16 protein-coding genes and 1 riboswitch are annotated in these 19,821 nt (G+C 43.8%); of the genes, 13 read left to right on the top strand and 3 right to left on the bottom strand.

Annotation, left to right across the window (positions count from 1 at the left end):
* Nucleotides 1-26: 26 nt before the first annotated feature.
* Nucleotides 27-788 carry an SDR family oxidoreductase gene (locus PR808_RS02520; protein ID WP_272538631.1) on the top strand — a complete coding sequence of 254 codons (762 nt, stop codon included), beginning with the start codon at nucleotides 27-29 and terminating at the stop codon, nucleotides 786-788.
* 119 nt (nucleotides 789-907) lie between these two features.
* Here PR808_RS02520 and tkt read toward each other — a convergent pair whose 3' ends face one another.
* Both tkt and rpiB read right to left on the bottom strand, forming a co-directional pair.
* Nucleotides 908-2,938, bottom strand: coding sequence for a transketolase (tkt, locus tag PR808_RS02515; RefSeq protein WP_272538630.1), 2,031 nt, complete (start codon nucleotides 2,936-2,938; stop codon nucleotides 908-910).
* A gap of 32 nt (nucleotides 2,939-2,970) precedes the next feature.
* Entirely contained in the window at nucleotides 2,971-3,423 is a 453-nt protein-coding gene (gene rpiB / locus PR808_RS02510; protein WP_272538629.1) for a ribose 5-phosphate isomerase B, read from the bottom strand.
* 323 nt (nucleotides 3,424-3,746) lie between these two features.
* Here rpiB and PR808_RS02505 point away from each other — a divergent pair, with 323 nt between their 5' ends.
* From PR808_RS02505 to crcB, 6 genes are all read left to right on the top strand, one after another.
* Nucleotides 3,747-4,859 (top strand): MDR/zinc-dependent alcohol dehydrogenase-like family protein, encoded by a 1,113-nt coding sequence (locus PR808_RS02505; protein ID WP_272538628.1) that lies wholly within the window; start codon nucleotides 3,747-3,749, stop codon nucleotides 4,857-4,859.
* Between the two features lie 123 nt (nucleotides 4,860-4,982).
* Nucleotides 4,983-6,248: an MFS transporter gene (locus PR808_RS02500; RefSeq protein WP_225818175.1), complete on the top strand. Its 1,266-nt coding sequence runs from the start codon at nucleotides 4,983-4,985 to the stop codon at nucleotides 6,246-6,248.
* Nucleotides 6,249-6,259: 11 nt separating this feature from the next.
* On the top strand, nucleotides 6,260-7,261 hold the full coding sequence (locus tag PR808_RS02495; RefSeq protein WP_206083970.1) for a dihydroxyacetone kinase subunit DhaK: 1,002 nt from the start codon (nucleotides 6,260-6,262) through the stop codon (nucleotides 7,259-7,261).
* Nucleotides 7,262-7,272: 11 nt separating this feature from the next.
* A complete protein-coding gene (gene dhaL, locus PR808_RS02490) occupies nucleotides 7,273-7,926 on the top strand; it encodes a dihydroxyacetone kinase subunit DhaL (RefSeq protein WP_272538627.1) in 654 nt (217 codons plus the stop codon).
* A 157-nt stretch (nucleotides 7,927-8,083) separates the two neighbouring features.
* Nucleotides 8,084-9,046 carry a sugar-binding transcriptional regulator gene (locus PR808_RS02485; protein WP_206083972.1) on the top strand — a complete coding sequence of 321 codons (963 nt, stop codon included), beginning with the start codon at nucleotides 8,084-8,086 and terminating at the stop codon, nucleotides 9,044-9,046.
* Nucleotides 9,047-9,300: 254 nt separating this feature from the next.
* Nucleotides 9,301-9,372, top strand: a riboswitch (Fluoride riboswitch).
* Between the two features lie 238 nt (nucleotides 9,373-9,610).
* Nucleotides 9,611-9,991, top strand: coding sequence for a fluoride efflux transporter CrcB (gene crcB / locus PR808_RS02480; RefSeq protein WP_272538626.1), 381 nt, complete (start codon nucleotides 9,611-9,613; stop codon nucleotides 9,989-9,991).
* A gap of 51 nt (nucleotides 9,992-10,042) precedes the next feature.
* Here the strand turns inward: crcB and PR808_RS02475 are convergent, their stop codons facing one another.
* On the bottom strand, nucleotides 10,043-10,993 hold the full coding sequence (locus PR808_RS02475; RefSeq protein WP_272538625.1) for a sugar-binding transcriptional regulator: 951 nt from the start codon (nucleotides 10,991-10,993) through the stop codon (nucleotides 10,043-10,045).
* A 177-nt stretch (nucleotides 10,994-11,170) separates the two neighbouring features.
* Here PR808_RS02475 and dalD point away from each other — a divergent pair, with 177 nt between their 5' ends.
* From dalD to PR808_RS02445, 6 genes are all read left to right on the top strand, one after another.
* The gene (gene dalD, locus PR808_RS02470; RefSeq protein WP_272538624.1) at nucleotides 11,171-12,559 is read left to right on the top strand and encodes a D-arabinitol 4-dehydrogenase; all 1,389 of its coding nucleotides are present in this window, start codon (nucleotides 11,171-11,173) and stop codon (nucleotides 12,557-12,559) included.
* 11 nt (nucleotides 12,560-12,570) lie between these two features.
* Nucleotides 12,571-14,040 carry a xylulokinase gene (gene xylB / locus PR808_RS02465; protein ID WP_206083976.1) on the top strand — a complete coding sequence of 490 codons (1,470 nt, stop codon included), beginning with the start codon at nucleotides 12,571-12,573 and terminating at the stop codon, nucleotides 14,038-14,040.
* A gap of 88 nt (nucleotides 14,041-14,128) precedes the next feature.
* Nucleotides 14,129-15,418, top strand: a complete 1,290-nt coding sequence (locus PR808_RS02460) for an MFS transporter (RefSeq protein WP_206083977.1) — start codon at nucleotides 14,129-14,131, stop codon at nucleotides 15,416-15,418.
* A 611-nt stretch (nucleotides 15,419-16,029) separates the two neighbouring features.
* Nucleotides 16,030-17,253 carry a hypothetical protein gene (locus PR808_RS02455; RefSeq protein WP_206083978.1) on the top strand — a complete coding sequence of 408 codons (1,224 nt, stop codon included), beginning with the start codon at nucleotides 16,030-16,032 and terminating at the stop codon, nucleotides 17,251-17,253.
* A 6-nt stretch (nucleotides 17,254-17,259) separates the two neighbouring features.
* A complete protein-coding gene (locus tag PR808_RS02450; RefSeq protein ID WP_206083979.1) occupies nucleotides 17,260-18,495 on the top strand; it encodes a Zn-dependent hydrolase in 1,236 nt (411 codons plus the stop codon).
* 51 nt (nucleotides 18,496-18,546) lie between these two features.
* Complete coding sequence (locus PR808_RS02445; RefSeq protein WP_272538623.1) at nucleotides 18,547-19,731, top strand: amidohydrolase; 1,185 nt, start codon at nucleotides 18,547-18,549, stop codon at nucleotides 19,729-19,731.
* Nucleotides 19,732-19,821 lie beyond the last annotated feature (90 nt).

The raw sequence follows: 19,821 nt of genomic DNA, 5'->3' as shown, positions 1-19,821 counted from the left end.
TCACGTCATGATGTTAAGGAATTAAAATGAAAAAATTTAATGGTTTTAATACCCAATTCTCTCTTGATGGCAACGTTGCATTGATTACGGGGGGTGCTGCGGGGATCGGTCTGGCAATTGCACAACTCTATGTGGAAAAAGGTGCTAAAGTTGCCTTGGTGGATAAGTCAGATAAAGTCATTGATGTTGCTAATGGAATGAAAAATACTATTGGTATTCAATGTGATATTACAAATTCAGATTCTGTATCGCAAATGGTTGAGCAGGTGGTAAAGCATTATGGTGCATTGGATATTGCGGTTAATAGCGCGGGGATTGTTGCATTGGCACCCGCAGAAAGCTTAAGTGAGCAGGACTGGGATTTGACCATGAATGTCAATCTCAAAGGTACTTTCCTTGTATGCCAAGCAGCAGGTAATATCATGATTAAACAAGGAAAAGGTAAAATAATCAATATGGCATCACAGGCTGGGGTCATTGCGTTGGATCAGCATGCAGCCTACTGTGCGAGTAAGGCTGCTATTATTGGTTTAACCCAAGTTTTGGCATTAGAATGGAGCCCTAAAGGTATTCAAACTAATGCAATTTCACCGACTATTGTCTTAACTGAGTTGGGAAAAAAAGCGTGGGAAGGGCCTAAAGGTGATGAAATGAAAGAAAAAATTCCAGCGAGACGTTTTGCGGAACCGTCAGAAATTGCTGCCTGCGCGCTCTTTTTAGCCAGCGATGCTTCCGATATGATCACTGGGCATAATTTAGTGATTGATGGTGGGTATAGCATTCAGTGATTAAATTTAATATGCGGAGAATATACGTTATTCGCTTATTAATAAGAGTCATTAAAAAGGGCCAAATAATGATTTTATTATTTGGCCTGTAATATAAATTACAAAGTAGGATAACAGATTTAAATAATGTCGCGATTGATTACCGCTTTAGGCTGTAATAATGATAAAGATTGCTGAATAAGTTTCTCCACGGTAAAGCCAAAATAATCAAATAACTGCTCAGCAGGTGCGGATTCGCCAAAACTATTCATTCCCATAACTAATCCATCAAGGCCGACATATTTTCTCCAGTAATCACTGATACTGGCTTCGATAGCAATGCGGTTGCGAACATGATTAGGTAATACATGTTGTTGATAGTCCATGGGCTGTTTATCAAAGGTATCTGTTGATGGCATGGAAATAACGTTCACTTTGAAGCCTTGCTCGGTGAGATATTGCCAAGCTTCAACCGCTAAGGTGACTTCAGAGCCCGTTGCAATAAGCAGCAGTTCAGGGGTTTGGCAATTACTGCGTAATATATAACCCCCACGTTGAATAAGGGCTAATTGCTGGGGAGTACGGGAATGTTGTTGTAAATTTTGCCGTGACAGGATCAAAGCAGTTGGTGTTTGTTGGTTGGTGATGGCTTGTTGCCAAGCAACCGCTGTTTCCACTTGGCAGCAAGGGCGCCAGACCGACAAATTCGGGGTTGCACGTAAAGAGGCGAGTTGCTCTACTGGCTGATGTGTTGGCCCATCTTCCCCTAGCCCAATAGAATCATGGGTATAAACAAGTACTTGGGGTAACTTCATCAATGCTGCCATTCGCACGGCATTTTGTGCGTATTCGCAGAACATCAAAAATGTGGCGGTATAAGGGCGAAAACCGCCGTGTAATGCGATGCCGTTAGCAATGGCGGTCATGCCAAATTCCCGGACACCATAATGAATATAGTTACCCGCAGGTTGTTCATTAATCGGCACTGATCCAGACCAATAGGTTAGATTGCTGGGTGCTAAATCTGCAGATCCCCCGATTAATGCGGGTAAAACAGGGCCAATGACATTGAGGGTATTTTGCGATGCTTTACGAGTGGCGATTGTTTCAGGGTTATCATTCAATTTTTGAATGTAATCCGCCATGACAGACGTGAACGCGTGTGGCGTTTGGTTGGATAACCGTTTAATAAGTTGCTCAGCAAGTTCTGGATATTGCTTTGCATACTCTCTAATCGCTTGCTCCCACTGTAATTGTTGCTCCGAACCCCGCTCTATGGCATTCCATGACTGATAAATTTCGCCAGGAATTTCAAAGGGTGGATATTCCCATCCAAGCTGTTGACGTGTGAGGGCTATTTCTTCCGAACCAAGTGGTGCGCCGTGTGAATTTGCGGTTCCCGCTTTATTAGGTGAACCATAACCGATGGTCGTACGGCAAATGATTAGCGTCGGCTTATCTGTTTGTTGGCGAGCTTGCTCAATAGCGGCTTTGATAGCAGGCCTTGAATGGCCATCTATTCGGCGAATAACATGCCAGCCATAAGCTTCAAAACGTTCAGCGGTGTTATCCGTAAACCAACCTTTGGTATCTCCATCAATAGAGATTTGGTTATCATCATAAAAAGCGATGAGTTTATTCAGTTTCAAGGTGCCAGCAAGAGAGCACACTTCGTGGGAGATCCCCTCCATTAAACAGCCATCACCTAAAAAAACATAAGTAAAGTGGTCAACAACAGGGAAACCTGAGCGGTTAAATGTCGCACTGAGCGTTTTTTCTGCAATGGCCATTCCAACCGCGTTGGCAATACCTTGCCCGAGTGGCCCTGTCGTCGTTTCAACACCAGGGGTATAGCCGAGTTCAGGGTGGCCGGGGGTTTTTGAGTGCAACTGTCTAAATTGTTTTAAGTCTTCAATAGAAACATCGTAGCCTGTTAAGTGTAAAAGGCTATATAGCAGCATCGAAGCATGCCCATTTGATAGGACAAAACGGTCACGGTTTGGCCAAGTTGGGTCGGCAGGATTATGCTGTAAGTAGTCCCGCCAGAGCACTTCGGCGATATCCGCCATTCCCATCGGCGCACCAGGATGGCCTGAATTGGCCTTTTGCACAGCATCAATGGAAAGAAAGCGGATGGCATTTGCTAACGGATTTTGTATCTGCGTGTACATGAAAACACTCCTGAAAAACTGTCTACGTGAAACTAACGTTCCCCATTTTCATATTCACTGATGCGAGCCACTTTTGGGGCAGAGCGACCACCTTCATAATGGGAAGCCAACCAAGTATCTACGATAGTTTTTGCGAGTTCAGGTCCAATGACACGAGCACCAAAGGTAATAATTTGCGCATCGTTACTTTTTTGGGCACGTTCTGCGGAGTAGGTATCGTGGCAAAGTGCGGCTCGAATGCCAGTGACTTTGTTGGCAACAATAGACATTCCAATCCCTGTTCCACAAATGAGTATCCCACGCTGATGTTTTCCTTGGGCAATAGCCGTTGCAACGGCATGGGCAACATCTGGGTACATTTCATCCTTAACCCCTGTATTTAAACAATAATCGGTGACTTGAATATTCAGCGCTGCGAGGTGTTGTTTGATCATATCTTTCATTTCAAATGCGGCGTCGTCTGCACCAATGGCAATAGATAGCATGATTGAGATCCTTATGGTTGAACAAAAGTTCATTTGCAATTCAAATGTACTGATTAGAAAATAGGATCTTATGAACAAATAATCAATAGGTGAACATATGTTTTTAGTTTAAATAAGCTTTATTTTGTGATCTACGGCCTTAAATCCACTTATTTTTGCTAAAAAAGCTCAAAGTCATCATTTTACGTCGATTTTATAGGAATATTTGCTCTGAATCACACTTTGAGAATCTGGTGATGTGCATCGATGATTAAAAGAAGGTATGGTTAATTTGTATCTTCATTGAACTTATGTTCATTTAACAAACCGCCGAGGGTAAAACTATGTGTGAACACTGTGATCCAAAAGCCACGATGAGCGAAGGCATTCCAGAAAAAATGAAAGCGGTAGTGGCTTATGCACCGAAAGATTACCGTTTAGAAACTGTCGATGTTCCAAAAATTGGTGAAGAAGAAATATTAGTTCGCGTCGAAGCGTGCGGGATTTGTGCTGGTGATGTGAAAGCGTTTGAAGGAGCTCCAAGCTTTTGGGGAGATGCTGAGCAACCTGCCTATATTAAAGCGCCCATGATCCCAGGGCACGAATTTATCGGCCACGTTGTTGGCTTTGGCTCAAAAGTAGAAGGTTTTGCATTAGGTGACCGCGTAATCTCCGAGCAAATAGTTCCTTGCTGGGAATGCCGTTTCTGTAAACGGGGTGAATATTGGATGTGTGAAAAACACGACCTGTATGGTTTCCAGAATAATGTCAATGGCGGTATGGCTCAGTATATGAAATTTACTAAAGAAGCCATCAACTACCATGTGCCTGTGGATATGCCGATTGAAGACGCAATTTTGATTGAGCCGTATGCCTGTTCATTGCATGCAGTACAACGCGCGAATGTGAAACTGGGCGATGTTGTGGTGCTTTCGGGCGCAGGAACGCTTGGTTTAGGCATGATTGGTGCAATCAAAAAATCGGGTGTAGGCAAATTAGTGGTACTGGATTTATTCGATAAGCGATTAGAACTAGCTAAAGAATTTGGCGCAGATATGGTTCTGAACCCTAAACGTGATGATGTGGACAAAATCATTAAAGGGATGACGGAAGGGTATGGTTGCGACATCTACATTGAAGCGACTGGTGCACCGAAATCTGTTGAACAGGGACTCAAAATGATCCGTAAACTCGGTACATTCGTTGAGTTCTCTGTCTTTAAAGACCCTGTTACCGTTGATTGGAGCATTATCAGTGACCGTAAAGAACTGGATTTATTAGGTTCTCACTTAGGCCCATATTGCTATCCATTGGTTATCGAAGGTATCGGCAATGGTGATTTCCCGACAAAAGGTGTGGTAACGGATATTTTACCGTTAGATAAATTTGCGGAAGGTTTTTCCATGATGGCGAAGGGCGACCCGCATATCAAGGTGGTCTTAGACCCGAACCTGTAATGCTGTCGTGGGTTCACAAGCAAATAAAACAATAATGAGAAAAATTGGACCTGAATAAATGTCACCCTACCAAGGCTTGTTATTCAGGTCCTAGCCCAGCGAACACGCACTGAGGTTAACAATATGATAATCAATAAACTGTCTAAAGTAACGGGGTTTTCGCCAAAGTTGCTCCTTGGCTATTTTGGTGTTCTTATCTTCATGATGGGGGAAGGGCTCGAACAAGGGTGGCTTTCACCTTTTATCATTAGCCGCGGAATGAGTATTGAACAATCTTCATTACTGTTCAGCGTATATGGTTTTTTTGCTGCGGTTGCGGCGTGGTTGTCTGGCGTTTTAGCGGAAATTTATACTGCTCGCCGAGTGATGATTTTCGGGTTTGTGATGTTTGTGATTGGTTCAGTCATTTTCTTATCGATTGGCCTGCCAAGTAACAGCTTATCTATCATGATCCCAACCTATGCATTACGTGGATTCGGTTACCCAATGTTTGCATACGGTTTCTTAGTTTGGGTGGCGTATGAAGCGCCTATTAAAAAATTGGGTTCCGCCGTGGGGATCTTCTGGTTCGTCTACAGTGGCGGGTTAGGTGTCTTGGGTGTGATGTATTCAAGTTATGCCTTACCGATTTTAGGTGAAATGGCAACGTTATGGAGCGGGCTGATTTTTGTCACCATCGGGGCATTTATCGCGATTGCCCTTAACCGAAACCATGAGGGCGGCGAACAACCAAAACAAAAAGTGTCGCTTAACTATGTGTTTAAAGGGATCACCATTGCATTTGAAAACCCTAAAATTGGCTTAGGGGGAATTGTTAGAACCATAAATACATCAGCGGCTTACGGTTTTGTGATCTTCATGCCAATGTTTCTTGCTGATTTTGGCTTTTCCCGCACAGAATGGTTACATATCTATGCCGCACTTTGGACCGTGAATATTGCCTTCAACCTCATTTTCGGTGTCGTCAGTGATCGTATTGGTTGGCGCAATATTGTGATTTGGTTCGGATGCGTCGGTTGTATGCTTTGTACCCTAATGTTCTATTACGTGCCGTATTACTTCGGCCATAACTATACCCTGATGATGATAGCGGCTGGGTTATTTGGGGCGTGCCTTGCAGGTTACGTACCGCTCTCTGCCATCATGCCATCACTCGCACCTGAAAATAAAGGCGCTGCGATGTCCGTACTGAATTTAGGTGCGGGGCTCAGTACCTTCGTTGGTCCTGCACTTGTTGGGATATTTATTAGCAGTGTCGGGGCATTTGGTGTGATTTGGATTTTCTCAGGGCTTTATTTGTTCAGTGCGATATTGATGAGGTTTATCACCGTACCGCAAGAACTTCTTGATCAGTCAGCAAAAATGCAGCTAACACCAGAAAATAAGTAAAAGAGGGAATTATGAACAGAATCATTAATGAACCTGACCTAGTTGTTGAAGACGCTATTCAAGGCTATTTAAAAGCGCACCCTGAATATTTTGCGCAGACCGATAACGCCCGCGTTCTGAAATATCCGAAGGCGCCAATCCAAGGAAAAGTGGGGATTGTCACTGGGGGAGGATCAGGTCATGAGCCCGCATTTTTAGGTTATGTGGGTGAAAACATGTTAGATGCGGTGGCTATCGGTGAGATTTTCTCTTCACCAACCGCAGGGGCTTTTTTAGATGCGTTCAAAGCCGCAGATAGTGGTGCTGGTGTTGCCTGTTTGTATGGTAACTACGCAGGCGACAACATGAACGTGAAAATGGCGATGAAAAAAGCCGAAAAAGCGGGCATGAAGATTAAAACTGTTGTTGCGACTGACGATGTTGCCTCTGCACCCGCAAGTGAAAAAGAGAAGCGCCGTGGTGTTGCGGGTGAAATTTTAATGTGGAAAGTTGGCTCGGCGGCGGCAAGTAAAGGTTATGATCTTGATGGGGTGATTAATGCGGCACAAAAAGCCATTAATAATTGCCACTCAATTGGTGTTGGTTTGACGTCTTGCACAATTCCGGCGGTGGGGCACCCGAATTTCCATATCGAAGATGGTATGATGGAGCTTGGCATCGGTCACCATGGCGAACCAGGCATTGAAATTATGCCAATCCAATCAGCGGCGCAAATGGCACAAACGATGTTAGCGCCAATTTTAACCGATATGCAGGCAAAACAAGGGGATGAGGTTGTCGTATTGGTTTCTGGGTTAGGTGCGACCCCTGTGATGGAGTTGTACATCTATTACGCTGAAGTCGAAAAATTATTACGTGAGAAAGGCGTTCGTATCGTGCGTAACTATGTGGGCAATTATTTTACCTCACTCGAAATGATGGGCGTCACACTGACATTAATGAAAGTGGATGAAGAATTAAAGACATTGATGGATGTCCCTGCGTATTCATTAGGTTTAACACAGGTTAAGTAAAGGAGCTCATCATGCAAGTTATCTCAACGGAACGTGGTAATGAAATAACGCTGGATTTAGTCCACATCATTGTGTCTAACCGTGAATACCTCAGTGAAATCGATGGTGCAATTGGCGATGGTGACCACGGTATTAATATGGCGAAAGGTTTCAACCTATGCGCTAAAGCGATTGAAGGCCGTGAATTATCCCTCAGTGAAGGTTTTGAAGAGATCTCGGATGCGCTAATGGAAGGTATCGGTGGCTCGATGGGGCCACTGTACGGCAGCTTCTTTATGGGGATGTCTGACAGCATTTCAGGTAAAAGTGAGCTTTCACAGCAAGATTTCCTGGCGATGCTACAAAACGGCTTATCGGAGTTGCAAGACATTAGTAGCGCAAACGTGGGGGATAAATGCTTAATGGATACACTGATCCCTGCAATTAATGCGTTTGAATCTGCAACTAATGCAGGTAAGGATTTCAAGCAAGCGCTAGATGCAATGCAAACTGCGGCTATTGCAGGACGTGATTCAACATTAGACTTAGTGGCAAAAATTGGACGCGCGAGTCGGTTAGGGGAACGTTCGCGTGGGGTATTAGATGCAGGGGCCACATCTTGCTGTTTATTACTTTGCCAACTTGCCCAAAGCGTTGAAAAACATGGCACTTTAGCCAGCGCATAACAGTTTATTCTATTTTTTTAGTGGATATAGAGTCGAAAACATTGCTTTATATCCACTGTCTTTGACAACTCACTTATTAATTGTCACTAGAAACGCTATACTAAAATCGTATTATCCTTGTCGCGATTAACACCAATTGAGAGGAAACCACTACCTTATGGATAGATCACAAGCATCTTCCGATATCGAGCTACTGACTGAAATTGCGATTGCGTATTATCGCGATGAAATTACACAGGAAGAGATCGCCAATAAGTTTGGAATATCGCGAATTAAGGTGGGGCGCTTATTAAAGCGTGCAAAAGAAGAGGGGATTGTTGAAATTAATGTTCGCTATCACCCAATTTTTAGTACCCAGCTTGAGCAACAGTTACTCTCTCGTTTTCCTATTTCCCGCGCGTTGATTGCGTTAGATCACCCAGATGAAGAACAACAGCGTAATCAGGTGGGGACATTGGTTGCGAATTATTTATCAACCACACTGCGAGATAATATGATTGTCACGGTGGGACAAGGGCGTAATGTGGCGGTTGTTGCCGATAGTGGCGGTGCCGTACCTGAAAAAGATTGCCGGTTTATTTGTGGTATTGGCGGTACGCATCGTCCTGGCGATTCGATAAACGCCGACCATATCAGCCGCCGCCTTGCTAAAAAATTTGGGGGAACCAGTGAAACATTATACGCCCCAGCGTATGTGGAAAATAATGAACTTAAACAAGCTTTTATGAAAAATGGCACCATAAAAGAAACCCTAGATCGTGCTCGTAAAGCGGATATTGCCTTAATCGGTATAGGCGATATGAATGAAGATAGTTATATGGTCAAACTGGGCTGGTTTACGCCCCGCGAAATCGTGGATGCAAGTTTAAACCAAGGCGTAATCGGTGATATTGCAGGATATGATTTTTTCAATGCACAAGGGCAGCATGTGGATACCGTCATGAATGACCGCGTGATAGGTTTGAGTATTGATGAGCTGAGAAAAATTCCCTGTGTGATTGCGATTGCCTCTGAATCGTCCAAATCTATGGCGATTATGGGCGCACTGCGCACAGGGGCGATTGATATTATCGCAACCAGTGCGAGTAATGTGCGGACGATTTTAAAAATGTCCCAATAGCTCGTCATACTTCAAACCGCAGCGTTGTTGACTGCGGTCAGTACCTTAGTCACATACTGGTGTATGCTCCTAAGGATATCTTCGTTTGACGCCTAGCTGCAATTTGAACTATTTAGGGGATGGATCCCGCGTGTTATTCAAACCGCAGATTCGCATTAGCCACATATTGATGTATGTGCCTAACGGCTTATTAATAGCATCTATTATAAAATAGGTTTACATCTCCTAATTAGTTGCCTTATTATTTTAAGGTAAGTATTTAGGGAGATGGCATTCCTCCTGCTGTTAAGAAACCGCCCAGTTGGGCTAATGATGCCTACGTTAACCTGTTAATTCGACGGGGTACGTAGGTTTATGTGCCCTGAATTTAGGGCATAAATGAACGATACTCGAAATACTTCAAGTTACATGGGTGTTGACTGTACTACGATAGCCGAGTCACATACTTGTGTATGCTCATCGAACTATCTTTGCTTGTCGCCTACATGCCACTCGAATTATTTAGAGTATAACAGGGAGACTTTCCTTTCATTTATCCCTCCTAACGCTTTATGGGAAGTTTCTATGTACGCCTCTTTATTTGCAATTGCGATTGGTTCTGTTCTTGGTGGCTGGCTTCGGTGGTTTGTTAGCCTGAAAATGAACCACCTCTATCCGAATATTCCCCTTGGTACCGTTGCGGTTAACCTTGTTGGTGGCTTCGTCATCGGCTTTGCCATTTCCTATTTTGCCAGTGCTAATATCAGTCCCGCGTATAAGCTCTTTATTGTGACAGGCTTTTGCGGTGCCTTTACCACCTTTTCGACCTTTTCATTAGAAGTGTTAGTGCTCATCCAAGAAGGGAAATTGGACTTTGCGATTAGCACTATCGCTATTCATGTGATTGGCGCGTTGATCTTTACTTTGCTTGGCATGCTATGCCATAACTGGCTGGCTCAAGGATAAGTTTGAGCAATAAAATATTCAAGCGACATTATTGCCGCTTGAATATTTGGACTAATCATTCGCTAACAAATGTTGAGCCGTGGCTTCATCAGTGACTAAACCCGTTATCCAACCGCCATTGAGGACGGCTTGAATCGCTTGCGTTTTATGTGATCCTCCAGCAAAAGCAATCACTGGGTGTATGGGAGGGGAAAATAGTGGCACACTCGTGTGTGTGTCATCTAAGCTGGTGGCTAAACGCTCACCGTTGGCTTTAATAAAGTGGCCTAAGAGTTCTCCCGCGACACCTTTTTCCAGTAACATTTCTAGTTGCTCATCAGTGACAAACCCTTCTGAATTTAGTGGGCAATTCTTTCCCACCTCTCCAATACCAATAAAGGTAATATCAGCATTTAAGCCTTTTTCAGTGACCTCTTTATAGACGCGGTGTTGGCACCACATGGCCTTGTCTTCTGGGCTGTCCGCATACAACGGCGCGGGGAGAATATAGTGGCGACATTGCAGTTTTTCTGCAAAACGTAAGGGAATATCGTAACGTGTTGCAGAGCTATCGCGGGCAATTGCGCCAATTAATGAGACGCATTGGTGTTGAGGCAGCTCAAGGTAAGGCAGTGCATCTATAATGCTGCGTAATGTTCTACCTGAACCGATACCGATAACTTGGGGTTTATCCTGCTCAATTAATTGTTCCATTAATTCTGCGCCCGCAACGGCGATCATATCCAACGTGGCATCGGTATCAAGTTGCCCTGAAGGTACTACATAACAATGGGTGAGATGGTATTTTTGCTGTATCTCATTGGCCAGCCGTAAGCATTCAGTAACAGGGTGGGTGATTTGCACATGCACCATACCTTGCTCTTTAGCTAAAGAGATCAGTCGCTGAGCGACTTGGCGTGATAGCCCCAATTCCTGTGCAATTTCTTGTTGCGTTTTACCTGCCACAAAATACAGCCACGCGGCTCTCGCGGCTTGTTCCATTTTTTTTAATTCTTTCTGCATGGACGCTCTCCTGCCTTTTTTCATCATTGTAATTCTGGGCAATTGCTTATTAAAAGGGCAAAAGTTATTACTGTGACCATTATCGCAGTAATTCTTGGTAGATTGAAACTAAAATATAACAAACGGGCAGATGCCCATAAAAATGGCAAATATTTACTTTTAAGTTAAGGAGTCACAATGCTAAAGCAGAAATCCGTATGGATGCACATTGGTGCTGGATCATTCCATCGTGCTCACCAAGCTTGGTATTTACACCGCTTAATTGCACAGGGCGATGACAGCTGGTCTATTGCGCTAGGTAATATTCGTAATGACGCAAATGCATTGCTTGATAACTTAGCGAAGCAAAATGGCGAATACACCCTTGAAACTGTTTCGCCAGAAGGTGAGCGCCACTACGAAAAAATCACGTCAGTGCGCAAAATCTTGCACTGGGATGAAAATTTAAGCCAACTTGTTGAGCAAGGCCGTGATAAAGCCACTCGCGTAATCGCTTTTACGGTAACCGAAGCAGGTTATTATTTAACCCCTCAACATGTGTTAGATGTCCAGCAACCCGATATCCAAGCAGATTTATCGGGAAGAATGATCACAATTTATGGGGCATTAACTGAGATCCTGCGTGCACGGCTTACAGCCCACGGCGAGCCAGTCACCTTATTAAACTGTGATAACTTACGTCATAATGGTGAACGTTTTCGCCATGGTTTTTTATCGTTCTTACAATTAAAAGGCGAAAATGACCTCTACCAATGGGTGAAAGACCATACTCGTTCACCAAATACCATGGTGGATAGAATAACGCCTCGCCCAACCCCTGATGTGGCAGAACGCGTGAAACAGCACACTAACTGGGACGATAAAGCACCCGTCATGGGTGAGGCTTTTATTCAGTGGGTAATTGAAGATGATTTCATTAACGGACGGCCTGCATTGGAAAATGTGGATGTCGAAATGGTGGAGTCTGTACTGCCGTGGGAAGAAGCTAAAATTCGAATCCTGAATGCAAGTCACAGCTGTATTGCTTGGGCAGGGACACTAATCGGCTTGAATTTTATCGACGACAGCACGCGTGAATTGCCAATCAAACAAATGGCCTGGAATTACGTCACTCAAGACGTAATCCCTTCATTGACGCCAAGCCCGCTGGATTTAGAACAGTACCGTGATGTGGTACTCGAGCGCTTTAGTAATCCTTATATTAAAGACACTAATCAACGTGTTGCCGCTGATGGCTTATCGAAAATTCCTGGGTTCATTACACCGACACTGCAAGAATGTTACCAACGTAACCAAGTGCCCGCGGCAACGGCGGTATTGCCCGCGCTCTTTTTTGTTTACTTGCAACGCTGGGCAAAAGGTGAGTTGCCTTATGAATACCAAGATGGTGTGTTAGATGAGGAATATTACCAAAAAATGATGAACTCACCAGATGCATTAACGCAATTTGTCTCGAGCGAAATGCTTTTTGGTTCCCTTGCGCATTCACCTGAATTCCATGAACTCATACGTAAAACGGTCGCCAATATCAACACTTGGCTAAAATCACCGCAGCAATCGCTGTAAGGAGAAAGGCAATGTACCTTGGAATTGACCTTGGCACCTCTGAGCTCAAAGCGGTTTTGATTAACAGCCAAGGGGAAATTGTTGCATCAAGCCATATGGCGCTGACGGTGCAACGGCCTCACCCTCAATGGGCGGAGCAATCCCCAGATAGCTGGTGGGAGGCAACAAATGCAGTCGTGGCAACGTTAAAACAAAAAGCACCAGAAGCGTGGGCGGCAGTCAAAGGGATTGGCTTATCGGGGCAAATGCATGGCGCCGTTTTATTGGATAAGCACAACAAGGTGCTACGTGATTGCATCTTATGGAATGACACTCGTAGTGCCAAAGAGTGCGAGTGGTTGATGGAGCAGCACCCAGAATTCCTGACCGTTGGGGCGAACTTGGTGATGCCTGGTTTTACTGCGCCGAAGCTCTTGTGGGTGGCGCGACATGAGCCTCAGGTTTTCAGTAAAATTAGCAAAGTGTTGTTACCGAAGGACTACTTGCGCTGGAAGATGACGGGACAATTTCTCAGTGAAATGTCGGATGCGTCAGGCACACTGTGGCTTGATGTCGCTAAACGTGATTGGTCTGATGAATTGTTAGCAGCCACAAATTTAACCCGTGAACAGATGCCATCTTTGGTCGAAGGGGCTGAAAAAAGTGGTGTCTTGCGTGCTGACTTAGCTTCACATTGGGGGCTGAGTGCAGATGTAATTATCGCGGGTGGCGGTGGTGATAATGCGGCTTCTGCGGTAGGTGTCGGGGCGATTAATGAAGGAGATGCTCTGATTTCCCTTGGCACTTCAGGGGTGATTTTTGTGGTGAATAACCAGCTACAAGCCGACCCTCAACATGGTGTTCACGCCTTTGCCCATGCCTTGCCAAACCGTTGGCACCAAATGAGTGTGATGTTAAGTGCCGCAAACTGCTTGCGTTGGGCCTGCCAGTTATTGTCAACGACGGAAAACCAACTGATGGACGAGGTTGGTCAATTAACGGATGAGCAGAAAAAACGCGCGCCGATATTTTTGCCTTATCTTTCAGGGGAAAGAACACCGCACAATGACCCTTATGCCACAGGTTCCTTTTTTGCTCTGCGCAATGAAACAACACGAGCAGAGTTGGGTTACGCCGTGATTGAAGGGGTAACTTTTGCCTTAGCGGATGGCATGGATGTATTACAACAAACAGGGACAAAAATGCCGCGTTGTAGCTTAACAGGGGGTGGGGCTCGCAGCCCAATTTGGGCACAACTCATTGCAGATGTGATTAATGTGCCTATCGTTACACACCCTGCAAGTTCTTCAGGGGCTTTAGGTGCTGCACGCCTTGCATGGTTAGCTGACGGGGGCGATGTGGATAAGGTGTGTCAAAAACCTGACATTCTTAACACCTATTTGCCGCAATCTCTTAATCAACAGGTACTTAATCAACGGCTTGAGGTATTCCGTTTATTGTATCAGCAACAAAAACAAGCAAGAGAACTCATGCCGCAATAGGCCGAAAAGGCGGTATTCCCTACCTACCGCTTTTATCGCTCGCGCTTCGCAATTAATTAAAACAACAACATAAAATGAGGAAACTGCAATGGAACAACAGCAGTATTGGCTTGGTCTACCTAAGCATTTGTTCTGGGGGTTTATCGCCATCGCTATTTTTATGAGTGGTGATGGTTTTGAAATGGCTTTTTTATCGAAACATATTACTGACTTAGGTTTTACGCCGACACAATCAGCAATGGTGTTCACCGTTTATGGCTTGATGGCTGCAGTAGCCGCATGGGCATCGGGTGTGGTTGCTGAAATTATCACACCATTAAAAGCCATGATGATCGGTTTTGTTTTGTGGATTGTCATGCATGCACTGTTTATGGCTTTTGGCTTAGGTATGAAAAGCTACAGCATGATGTTGCTGTTTTATGGCATCCGTGGGTTGGCTTACCCGCTGTTTATTTATTCCTTTATGATGATGTTGGTGCAGGTTATTCCTCGTGCTCACCTCGCGGCCGCAACGGGCTGGTTCTGGGCGATGTACTCAGTGGGAATTGGCGTCATCGGCAGCTATTTACCCAGTTTCTCAATCCCGATGATGGGGGAAACAGGTACACTTTGGATGGCGATAGGTTGGGTGGCAATCGGCGGTATAATTGCTTACTTTAGCTTGCGTAATATCCCTGTTGACCGCTCGAAAGTGGATTTGCCAATGAAAGATAAAATGGCGGAGTTATCCCGGGCAGCGACAATCTTATTTACCAATAAAAATATTTTTATGGCGAGCTTGATCCGCATCATCAATACGATTTCGTTATTTGGCTTTGCGATTATCATGCCATTGCTATTTGTTGACCGCTTAGGCTTTACTATTTCTGAGTGGCTACAAATTTGGGCTGTGTTCTTCTTTGTGACTATTTTTACCAATATTTTTTGGGGCATTGTTGGGGAACATATCGGCTGGATCCGCCAAGTCAGGTGGTTTGGTTGTTTAGGTATGGCTGTTTCAAGCTTGCTGTTTTATTATTTACCTGTTTACTTTGGGCACAATTTTGCGATTGCCCTGATCCCAGCCATTTTACTGGGTATTTTTGTTGCGGCCTTTGTGCCAATGACTGCGGTATTCCCAAGTATTGAACCACACCATAAGGGCGCAGCCGTTTCGATTTATAATTTATCTGCGGGTTTAAGTAACTTTGCTGCCCCAGCGATTGCGAGCTTGGTATTGCCTTTCTTCGATATTGTCGGGGTTGTTTGGGCATATACTGGGTTGTATATCTTTGCAGGAATTCTGACGTTCTTTATAAAAGTTCCTCAGCCAGGCTTTGAGAATAACCGTAAAATTAAATCGGTTAAAATGATGACTGAGCAGCAAGCTAATAACTAAATCTGTTTTTATAATGGCCCATAAATTGTGATTTATGGGTTTTTTATTTTTGCTGTCAATAATTCTATACATTGATAAAGGGTTATCTGCCTTTATTTGTCCTAATTGTAGAGAAAATAGTTAACGATAAAATTAAGTATAATATTTTATTTAAATGTAAAAATTGGTCGTGTTTATTTTGTTTTTCCGCCATGGATTGTGTGAATTATTGAAATTTGATCCTTTTGCAATAGAATATAATTTAAAAGGCTAAAAAATAAACGAAAGTGAATCTGATTCTCAATTAAGTCTGTGTTGATATTTTACGCTACTGAATCGCCTCGGTAATAAAAGAATATTTATGTCTAAATGCTTTTCAGTGTAATAATTCACTGTCTAATAAGTTTATTGCCATTATTCCTGCCTGATTTAATCTTGTTCAGTTATCTATACATCTGTATTTTCAATGTTATGATGAATTTTGTTGCGAAATTGTATGTTTGCAGCGAAATGCTCTTTATATTGATGGTTTATCATTCATAAATAAGCTGTAAATTAGTAATTAACTAATATTAATGGCTTCTAATACTAAAAAAATAAACAAATAAAAAGATATACGCGGGGAAAAAGTTATGTCGCAGATGTTAGCTCTGTTTTTGATAGTCGGAATATTATATATCGGGGATGCGATAGCGGTACGCACCAAAGCCTGGATCCCTTCCGTTTTCGTGTGCGCAGTATTGTTTCTATTAGGGTATTGGACAATCTTCCCGAAAGATATCGTTAGTATTGCGGGTATTCCACAGGTTGTTGCTGTCTCCCTAATGTACTTATTAATTACCAATATGGGCACTTTATTGTCCCTGAAAGAATTATTACGCCAATGGAAAACCATTCTTATTTCATTGGCGGGTATTCTAGGCATTATTTTTCTCACCTTTATTATCGGTGTTGCCTTGTTTGATATGAATACGGTATTAGTTGCTGTTCCACCATTGGTAGGTGGTATTGTTTCTTCATTGATTATGTCAAAAGGTGCTGCGGAAGCAGGGCTAGTAGATCTCTCCGTTTTTGCAATATTAATCTATGTTATGCAAGGGTTTGCGGGTTATCCGCTGACGGCAGTGATGCTGAAAAAAGAAGGGCGTCGCGTACTGGAAAAATACCGTAGTGGGCAGTGGGAAGAAACACTTTCTGTAGAGGGTGCCAAAGAGGTCGAAGTGAAAACCGTGGTATCGGAAGACGAAATGCCGCGCATGTTTAAAAAAATCCCTAATCACTATAACACGAGTTATTTCAAATTCTTACGTTTGGCAGCGGTAGGGTATTTGGCCTACTTAGCATCATCTTATGCTGCACCTTACGTGAATATCAGCCCATTCGTGCTGTGCTTATTATTTGGAGTTATTGCATCTTCATTAGGTTTCTTAGAAAGGCAACCTCTGCAAAAAGCCAATGGGTTTGGTTTTGCTATCATGGCATTGATGTTATTTATCTTTGATACTTTAAACCATGCAACACCAGATATGTTATTGCGCCTTGTTTATCCAATGGTGGTGTTAATTAGTGCCGCCGTTATTGGAATGTACCTCGCGTCATGGATAGTTGGCAAAATGTTGGGTGTCACTAAAGAGATGGCTTTTGCGGTGGCATTAACTGCCCTGTATGGCTTTCCAGCGGATTACATCATTACTAACGAAGCGATTAACGCACTAACAAAAGACGAAAAAGAGCGTCAAATTCTCACTAGCCATATGTTAGGACCAATGTTAGTCGGTGGTTTCATTTCCGTCACCATGGTGTCTGTTGTCTTAGCGGGTATTATGGTCGCTTACATTGTTCCAGTTGCAGGGTAAATAATTATGGAAACAAGTACATCTCGAATTCAACGTCATTTAGAACAATTGGCAGAATACACCGCGACGCCAGGCCAAGGCACAACGCGTATGAGCTATAGTGAGCAAGATAAACAGGCCCGCCAATATTTAAAACAGCAAATGGTGGCGCTTGGTTTACAAGTTCGTGAAGATGCAATTGGCAACATTTATGGTCGTCTAGAAGGGCTGCAAGCGGATTTGCCTGCGGTGATTATTGGCTCACATTTTGACTCTGTTCCCCATGGTGGCGCGTTTGATGGCCCTGCGGGGATAGTGACTGGACTGGATGTGGTTGCGCGTATTCGGGAACAAAATTTAACGCCAAAATACCCACTCGAAGTGATCGCACTAGTGGAAGAAGAAGGCACCAGCTTCGGCCGTGGTTTGATGGCATCCAGTGTGATCACGGGTTTAATCGGTACTAAAGAGCTCTATCAACTTAAAGATAGGCAAGGCGTCAGCGCTGCAGAACGCATGGCTGCAGCGGGGTTTAATGCAGACAAAGCGGCGGATGCGGTATTAGACCCAAAAAATGTTAAAGCATTTCTTGAACTGCATATTGAACAAGGCCCTGTGCTTGAGCAGGCGGGTGAAGATGTGGGGATTGTAGAGACCATAGTGGGTATTAGCCAGTTAGAGATTAAGCTGACTGGCAAAGCTGGCCATGCAGGAACAACCCCAATGAATATGCGTGCGGATGCTTTAGTGTGCGCAAGTCAGATTATCAGCGAAATCCCAGCACTGGCAAAAGCCGCAGGGGACAATACGGTTGCGACAGTTGGCCGGCTCAATGTTCTCCCTAATGGCGCGAATGTTATCCCAAGTGAAGTGGTATTTAGCGTCGATATTCGTTCAAAAAATGATACTGCTTTGCGTAAAATCATTGAGAAAATCATTGAACTGACAGAAAAAACCAGTGAGTCAGCAGGCATTGATAGCGAGATTATTCAACCACTTTATGTACAACCAACTGAGTTAAATAATGAAATCATTGGCCTAATGCAGCAGCATGCAAGTGAACAAAATTTAAAATTTAGAACTATGGTCAGTGGTGCAGGGCATGACACGATGATTTTTGCAGGGATCACTCAAACAGGATTGATTTTTGTGCCTAGTCGTAATGGGTTAAGCCATCACCCTGATGAATGGACAGATTATGCGCAAATTGCACGTGGCGTTGACGTGATGTTTGCCACTGTGAAGTCACTTATTGAATGTTAATAATTAAGAAAAACACCAAAGTACAGTATTGAAAAGGGTAAAGGTAGAAAAATGATCAGTCCAATTATTACAGCTGCAATCAAAAAACACACATCAGAGATGATTGCTTTTCGTCGTGATCTACACGCTCACCCTGAATTGCCATTCGAAGAAGTGCGTACAACACAGCGAATTGCTGAAGAACTAGACAAAATCGGTATCGAATATCGTCTCACAGAGCCAACGGGTCTGATTGCTGAAATTAAAGGTGGAAAACCAGGTAAAACCGTCGCATTACGTGCGGATATAGATGCACTGCCAGTGTTGGAACTTAATGATTCTTTAGAATATAAGTCGACGATTGAAGGCAAAATGCATGCGTGCGGCCATGATGCCCACACGGCGATGTTATTAACTGCAGCGAAAGCATTGGTTGAGGTTAAAGACGAGCTTGCGGGTAATGTGCGTTTGATTTTTCAACCTGCGGAAGAGATTGCACAAGGTGCACTGGCGATGATCAAGCAAGGTGCTATTGAAAATGTCGATAACGTATTTGGGATGCACATCTGGACGACAACGCCATCAGGTAAGGTTTCTTGTAATGTAGGGGGGAGTTTTGCCTCCGCGGATCTATTAAAGGTCACGTTCAAAGGCCGTGGCGGTCATGGTTCTATGCCAGAAGCTACAATTGACGCGGCGGTTGTTGCATCGGCCTTTGTGATGAATTTGCAAGCTATTGTTTCCCGTGAAACATCTTCATTAGATTCTGCGGTTGTGACAATTGGCAAAATGGATGTCGGTACGCGTTTTAACGTGATTGCGGAAAATGCGGTACTGGATGGTACTGTTCGCTGTTTTGATATCGCGACACGCGATCGCATTGAAGCCGCTATTCGCCGTTATGCAGAACATACAGCCGCCATCTACGGAGCTACAGCTCAGGTTGATTATATCTATGGAACGTTGCCTGTGATCAATGAAGAACGTAGTGCGTTATTGGCACAATCTATTATTTCTGAAGCCTTTGGTGAGCAATCCTTAATCACGGAAAGACCAACGCCAGGTGGGGAAGATTTCAGTTTCTATATTGAAAATATTCCAGGTTGTTTCGCGTTGTTAGGCACAGGAAATGCGGAAAAAGACACGCAATGGGCACATCACCATGGTTGCTTTAATATTGATGAAGACACAATGGTCACTGGTGCTGAGTTGCACGCACAATATGCATGGGCGTACTTGCAACAAACGGCTTTTTAAAAATACGATAAGCTCGTAAATAGTGTTTTTTGCTATTAGCATGGCATCCTATACTGATTAGCCATTAAGTTTCAGTATAGGGTGAAATCC

It is taken from the genome of Providencia sp. PROV197, from assembly GCF_028479625.1.
Taxonomy (GTDB): domain Bacteria; phylum Pseudomonadota; class Gammaproteobacteria; order Enterobacterales; family Enterobacteriaceae; genus Providencia; species Providencia vermicola.
Note: the sequence above shows the minus strand (reverse complement) of the source record. Positions and strands in the feature narration are given on the sequence as shown.